The organism is Streptomyces phaeochromogenes, from assembly GCF_001418655.1.
Lineage (GTDB): Bacteria > Actinomycetota > Actinomycetes > Streptomycetales > Streptomycetaceae > Streptomyces > Streptomyces phaeochromogenes.
The window spans coordinates 1-5,418 of sequence record NZ_LIQZ01000442.1; the positions used below are offsets into that span (position 1 = coordinate 1).

Consider the following 5,418-nt stretch of genomic DNA (forward strand, 5'->3'; position numbering starts at 1 on the left):
GCTCCCGATGCCCTGAACGGCGGCCTCGTGCACGACTCGACGCGGGTGGAGCTGCCGCTCCTGCGCACCGTCGCAGGGGCGGGGGAGGTGGGCCTGGGCCTGGTGTATGCCTCCGACGCGCCGGGTCGCGGGGCTTACGTGGAGGGGAGGCCACCCGCCCGGAGCGGTAAGCGGGTCGAGATCGCCGTATCCACCCGGACCCGTGACGCGCTGAAGCTGCGGCTGGGGCAGGAACTCCCGCTCAGCCCCGGCGCGTTGGAGAAGGTCCAGGCGACCGCCATCGTTGTCGGGTTCTTCGCGGCGGACGACACCGACGCCAAGAGTGGTGACGCCGACAGCACCGGCTCCAAGGGTGCTGAGGGCAAGGGTGGCGACGCCAAGAGTGCTGGTGTGGCGGGTGGGGACCGGTTGTGGCATGAGGTGCCGTTGCTGGCGGGCCCGTCCCGGTTTCCGCCGCGTAGCGCTGCCGGACTGGACTGGGAGGCCCGTGCGCTGGTCGCGCCCGGTACTGTCACGGCCCTGCAGGCGCAGGCCGGGGCGGTGCTGACGGTCACGTGGGGAATGCGCCTGGATCTTGACGCGCGGACCGCCGCACGGTTCGCGGGGGAGCGGGGTCAGGGGGAGTTGCAGCGACTGTTGGTGCGCTACCCGGACGACGCGCGGTCCGTCTTCTGCGGTGACATCGCCGACTTCGGCGGCATGTTCTGCGAGATCGGCCCGCACTCGGCCTCCACCTTGCAGCACAGTACGCACCTTCCCGATGCGCTCACCGACTTCGGCCGGCAATGGCGCCAGGGCCGCGTCGTGATCTCCTTCGCGCTGGCGTCCCTGCTCGTCGTCGGCCTGCTCGCCGCCGCGGTCACCGCGCTGCTCACGGTGCGCCGCAGCCTGGACGCGCATCGGCTGCAGCGGGCCCGCGGCGCCTCCGCGACAGGTCTGGCGTTGGCGAGGTCGGCCCACACGGCGCCGGCCGTGCTGCTCGGGCTCGCGGCGGGCATCGCCGCCGCCCGCTCGCTGCCCGGCCCTTCGCCCGCCTACGGGCAGGCGCTGCTGGTGGCCGGGCTGGTCTGGCTGCTGCTGCCCGCGCTGACCTGGTATTCCCTGCGCGACCGCTCCGTGCGTACCGGCGACGGGACGGTCCCGTTCGCGGCGGGCCGTCGCCTGACTGCCGAGGCAGTGGTCCTGCTCCTGGCCGCGGCCGGTGTCGTCGCGCTGCGGACGCGGGGCACGGCTGCCGAGGCCGGACCGGACCCACTGCTCGCCGCGGTACCCGCGCTGCTGGGACTGGCCACCGTCGCTGTTCTGGTGCGCTGTTACCCGCTGCCGGTACGGATCCTGGCGCGCTTCTCGGCCCGGCGGCGCGGCGTGGTGGCGCTGATCGCGCTGTCCCGGGCCGCGAAAGAAGCGCCCGCGCGGGCCCTCGCCCTGCTGGTCCTGGTGGTGACCTTGGCCGGAGCCGTGTTCGGCGGCTTCGTGGCCGGGACACTGGCGGAGGGGCGCCGCGAGGCCGCCGGATGGCAGGTCGGCGCGGACGCCTCCTACCTCGGCGCACACCGCAGTCCCGCCGTCGCCGAACGGCTGGCCCAGGTGCGTGGGGTACGAGAGACCGTCAGCGTCCGGCAGCTGCGCGTGGACCCGACGAGCGCGACCAGCGGCAGCCGGTACGGCATCGCGAGCATGGTCGGCATCGACGGCGCACGCCTGCGGGCTGCAGCGCCCCACTCGCCCGCGGCCCGCGCACTGGATGCCGCCGGGCTCACCGGCCCGCAGTCCGGCACCGACATCCGGGTACTGGCCACCGGAGCCCGCGCGGGCGACCGGCTCACCATCACCCTGCACGGCAGGAAAATGTCCCTGCGCGTCGTCGGCCCCCTCCCCGACGACGTACTCCAGGACCCGGCGCTGGGCCCGCTCCGCGGCACAACACCGTCCAGGGAACGACTGCTGCTCGCCGACAACCGTGCCCTGACGGCGATCGGGGCCAGCGACTTCGAGGGGTCCTCGCTGCTGCTGTACGGCCCGCGCCTGGACGTACAGACGCTGCGGTCCCTGGTGCCGCGCGCCGGCCACGACACGGCCGTCGGAGAACTGCGTATCCGCTCCGAGGAGCAGGCAGATGCCACGGCCGACGGCATGATCAGTGTCCTGCGGGCCGCGCACACCACGTGCACCGCACTTGCCGTGCTCCTGGCCCTGCTGGCGCTGGTCCTGGAACTGCTGCTGTCCGCCGAGGCGCGCGGCCGTACCACCGCCTACCTACGCACGCTCGGTCTGGGTGGCCGGGCCACTACCGGACTGAATCTCCTGCAGCTGCTGCCGATGGTGGTGGCGGCGGTGGCGGGCGGCACCGCCCTGGGCCTGACGCTGCCCGCACTGCTCGGTCCCGCCCTGGATCTGCGGGAGTTCACGGGCGGACCCGCCGCCCCCACCCCGCACCCCGACCTGCTGCTGACCGCTGCTCTGGGCGCGGGCCTGGGCATGCTGGTCGTGGTGGCTGTGGGTGTGGAGACCTGGATCGGACGGCGCCGCGGGCTCGGCGCGGTCCTGCGACTGGGGAGGAACGGTGACTGACCCTCACGCCGGCGACCTGCGCCACCTGGAAGACAGAGCCCGCGAGGCCGTCCGCCCGCAGGCGGACGAGGGGCTCGTCGTGTGCGACAACCTGGTCCGCGTGTACCGCACCGACGAGGTCGAGGTCCAGGCCCTCCAGGGACTGGACCTGGTGGTCGAGGAGGGTGAGTGCACGGCGCTCGTCGGCGCGTCCGGGTCCGGCAAGTCGACCCTGCTCTCCATCCTCTCCGGACTCGACCTGCCCACCGCGGGCCGCGCCCGGGTCGCAGGGCACGACCTGCTCGCGCTCGGGCGGCGCGAGCGGCTCGGCTACCGCCGCCGCACCGTCGGCTTCGTCTGGCAGCAGACCGGCCGCAACCTGCTGCCCTACCTGACCGCCCTGGAGAACGTGGCACTGCCCATGAAGTACGTACGTGTGCCGCGCAGCAAGCGTGCCGCGCGTGCCGCCGAACTCCTCGACGTCCTCGGCGTCGCCTACTGCCGCGACCGGCGACCCGCCGAACTTTCCGGCGGCGAACAGCAGCGCGTGGCCGTCGCGGTCGCCACGGCCAACACCCCGCGGGTGCTGCTCGCCGACGAGCCCACAGGCGAGCTGGACACTGCCAGCGCCGAGGAGGTGTTCGCCGCGCTGCGCCGCGCCAACGAGGAACTGGGCGCCACCGTCCTGGTCGTCACCCACGACCCCCTGGTCTCGGGTCAGGTCCGCCGTACGGTCCGTATCCGCGACGGCCGCACCTCTACGGAGACCTTGCGTGGGCCGGGCGGCGGGGGAGCGGAGGAGTACACGGTCCTGGACCGCGCGGGCCGCCTCCAACTGCCCCGGGACTACCTGGAGCGCTATGGCCTGAGCGGCCGGGTTCGCCTGACCGGAGAACCGGACCATGTGGGCGTGTGGCCCGACCGCACCGAACAGCCGCCCGGCCCCAGCCCTTCGAAGTGACCGACGGGGCCCGGCCGGAACGCCCCCTCCGACCGTGGCGCCATCGGACAGGAGAGACAGCTCAGACGGCAGGACGGCGTGCGGTCTCGGGCCTGATCCGCACTGCTTCGAAGTCGGGCAGTGAGCCTCTTCAAACCTCACGTTGAAGCGCGGTGAAGGACGAGGACGGCCTGCACGATGTCGGTGATCCTGGTGTGCTGCAGCGGAGCGGCATCCTGTCTCCCGTGCGTCGGGCACGGCGCGATCTGTGCTGGCTCTACAACGGAAATTTGATGCTGGTCAGGTCCTCGGAGAGGGACCACAGGCGGAGTTGGAGGGTCGCGTCGTAGGACTGGGGGCTGGAGCGGACCGCCTTCGGGTGGCCCTTGCTCTGCTGGAAGCCGCGTGGGCCGTAGTACTCGCCTCCGTGTACGTCCGGGTCGGTCGCGGCGCGCAGTACGGGCAGGGCTCCCATTTCGGGCGACTGGAGGAGCAGCGGCCGGATCGCCGCGAAGGCAGCGCGTGTGAGAGGGGAGGAGTGGGACATCGCGTTCCGGGAGCCGGTGGTGTCCGCTCCGCCGGGATGGGCGGCGACCGCGAGGGGGCCGCTTGCAGGCAATCTGCGCTGGAGTTCGTAGGTGAACATCAGGTTGGCAAGCTTGGAGTGCCCGTAGGCGGCGGTCCGGTCGTAGGGGCGTCTCCGCCAGTCGAGGTCGTTGAGATCGATCGGGCCACCCATGCGGTGTCCCGCGCTGCTGACTGTGACCACACGGGAAGCTCGGGAAGCGGGCAGAAGGTCCAACAGCAGTCCGGTCAGAGCGAAGTGGCCCAGGTGGTTGGTGCCGAACTGGAGCTCGTGGCCGTCCGTGGTCGTGCGGTGCGGTGTGTACATCAAGCCCGCGTTGTTGATCAGCATGTCGATCCGGGGGCAGGTGCTGCGCAGTTCCTCTGCCGCCGCGCGAACCGAGGCGAGTGAACTGAGGTCGAGTTGCTGGACGCGCACTCGCGCAGTTGGCGCGGCGAGGGCGATTTCTTCGGCCGCGCGCTCGCCCTTGCCGGTGTCCCGTACTGCCAGGACCACGGACGCGCCGCGCAGGGCGAGCGCCTTGGCCGTTTCAAATCCCAGGCCGGCGTTGGCGCCGGTGATCACGGCGGTGCGGCCGTGCTGGTCGGGGATGTCGCGGGCCGTCCAGCGTGCGGGTTTCGATTGGAGCATCGGTTCCTCCGGGTGTCGTATGCGAGCTCGGTGGCTGAGGGGGCAGGGCGTGTACTCCGCGCCATGGTGAATACCATTTACCTCTGGTGAATAGTGTTAACCTTGGAGCCATGGCAGTCAAACGGCGTCCCACCGGAACCCACCACGGAGATCTGCGCAATGCGCTGGAGGAGGCCGCGCTCGCCCTGGTCGGCGAGCGCGGTCCGCACGGATTCACCCTCGCCGAGGCCTGCCGGCGGGCCGGGGTGAGCGTGTCCGCGCCGTACAAGCACTTCGCCGACCGGGAGGCCCTGTTGGCTTCACTGGCCCTGAAGGGCTACCAGGAGCAGCGGCGCCGCTACCGCACCGCGCTGGCCGCGCACACGGCCCCGGCCGAGCAGCTGGCGGCCTTCGCCGTCGCCTACGTACGGTTCGCCGCCGAAGAGCGCGCCCTCTTCGACATCACATTCCTGGCCGGCCTCGACAAGAGCCGGCACCCCGAACTGGCCCGGGCGGGCAGCGCACTGCACGACGACCTCATGCCCGTCACTCGCGAGATCGCCCCTGACCCGGACGAGGCGTTCGAGCTGCTCGTCCAGGTCGCCGCGGCAGCCCACGGCCTGGCCCTGTTCCAGCAGCAGGACATGCTGCCCGGCCCCTGGAACACCAACTCGTCCGTCGAGGAACAGGCCGCGCGCACGGCCCGTGCCCTCGCCGGCCGGCGTGCCCACTA

General features: G+C 72.2%; 4 protein-coding genes. 3 read left to right on the forward strand and 1 reads right to left on the reverse strand.

Annotated elements, in window-relative coordinates:
* On the forward strand, window positions 1–2,571 hold a 2,571-nt coding region (locus AOK17_RS51065), incomplete at its 5' end, for an FtsX-like permease family protein (RefSeq protein ID WP_055617967.1).
* Window positions 2,564–3,511 (forward strand): ABC transporter ATP-binding protein, encoded by a 948-nt coding sequence (locus AOK17_RS42280; RefSeq protein WP_055617968.1) that lies wholly within the window; start codon window positions 2,564–2,566, stop codon window positions 3,509–3,511. The genes AOK17_RS51065 and AOK17_RS42280, both read left to right, overlap by 8 nt.
* A 256-nt stretch (window positions 3,512–3,767) precedes the next feature.
* Here the strand turns inward: AOK17_RS42280 and AOK17_RS42285 are convergent, their stop codons facing one another.
* Entirely contained in the window at window positions 3,768–4,706 is a 939-nt protein-coding gene (locus tag AOK17_RS42285) for an oxidoreductase (RefSeq protein ID WP_055617969.1), read from the reverse strand.
* 110 nt (window positions 4,707–4,816) lie between these two features.
* Between AOK17_RS42285 and AOK17_RS42290 the strand changes: the two genes are divergently transcribed.
* The coding region (locus AOK17_RS42290) for a TetR/AcrR family transcriptional regulator (protein WP_055617970.1) at window positions 4,817–5,418 on the forward strand (602 nt) is incomplete at its 3' end.

Excerpts from the sequence above, each read along its gene's own strand:
- AOK17_RS42285 (WP_055617969.1), bottom strand. The coding sequence starts at position 4,706 with ATGCTCCAATCGAAACCCGCACGCTGGACGGCCCGCGACATCCCCGAC.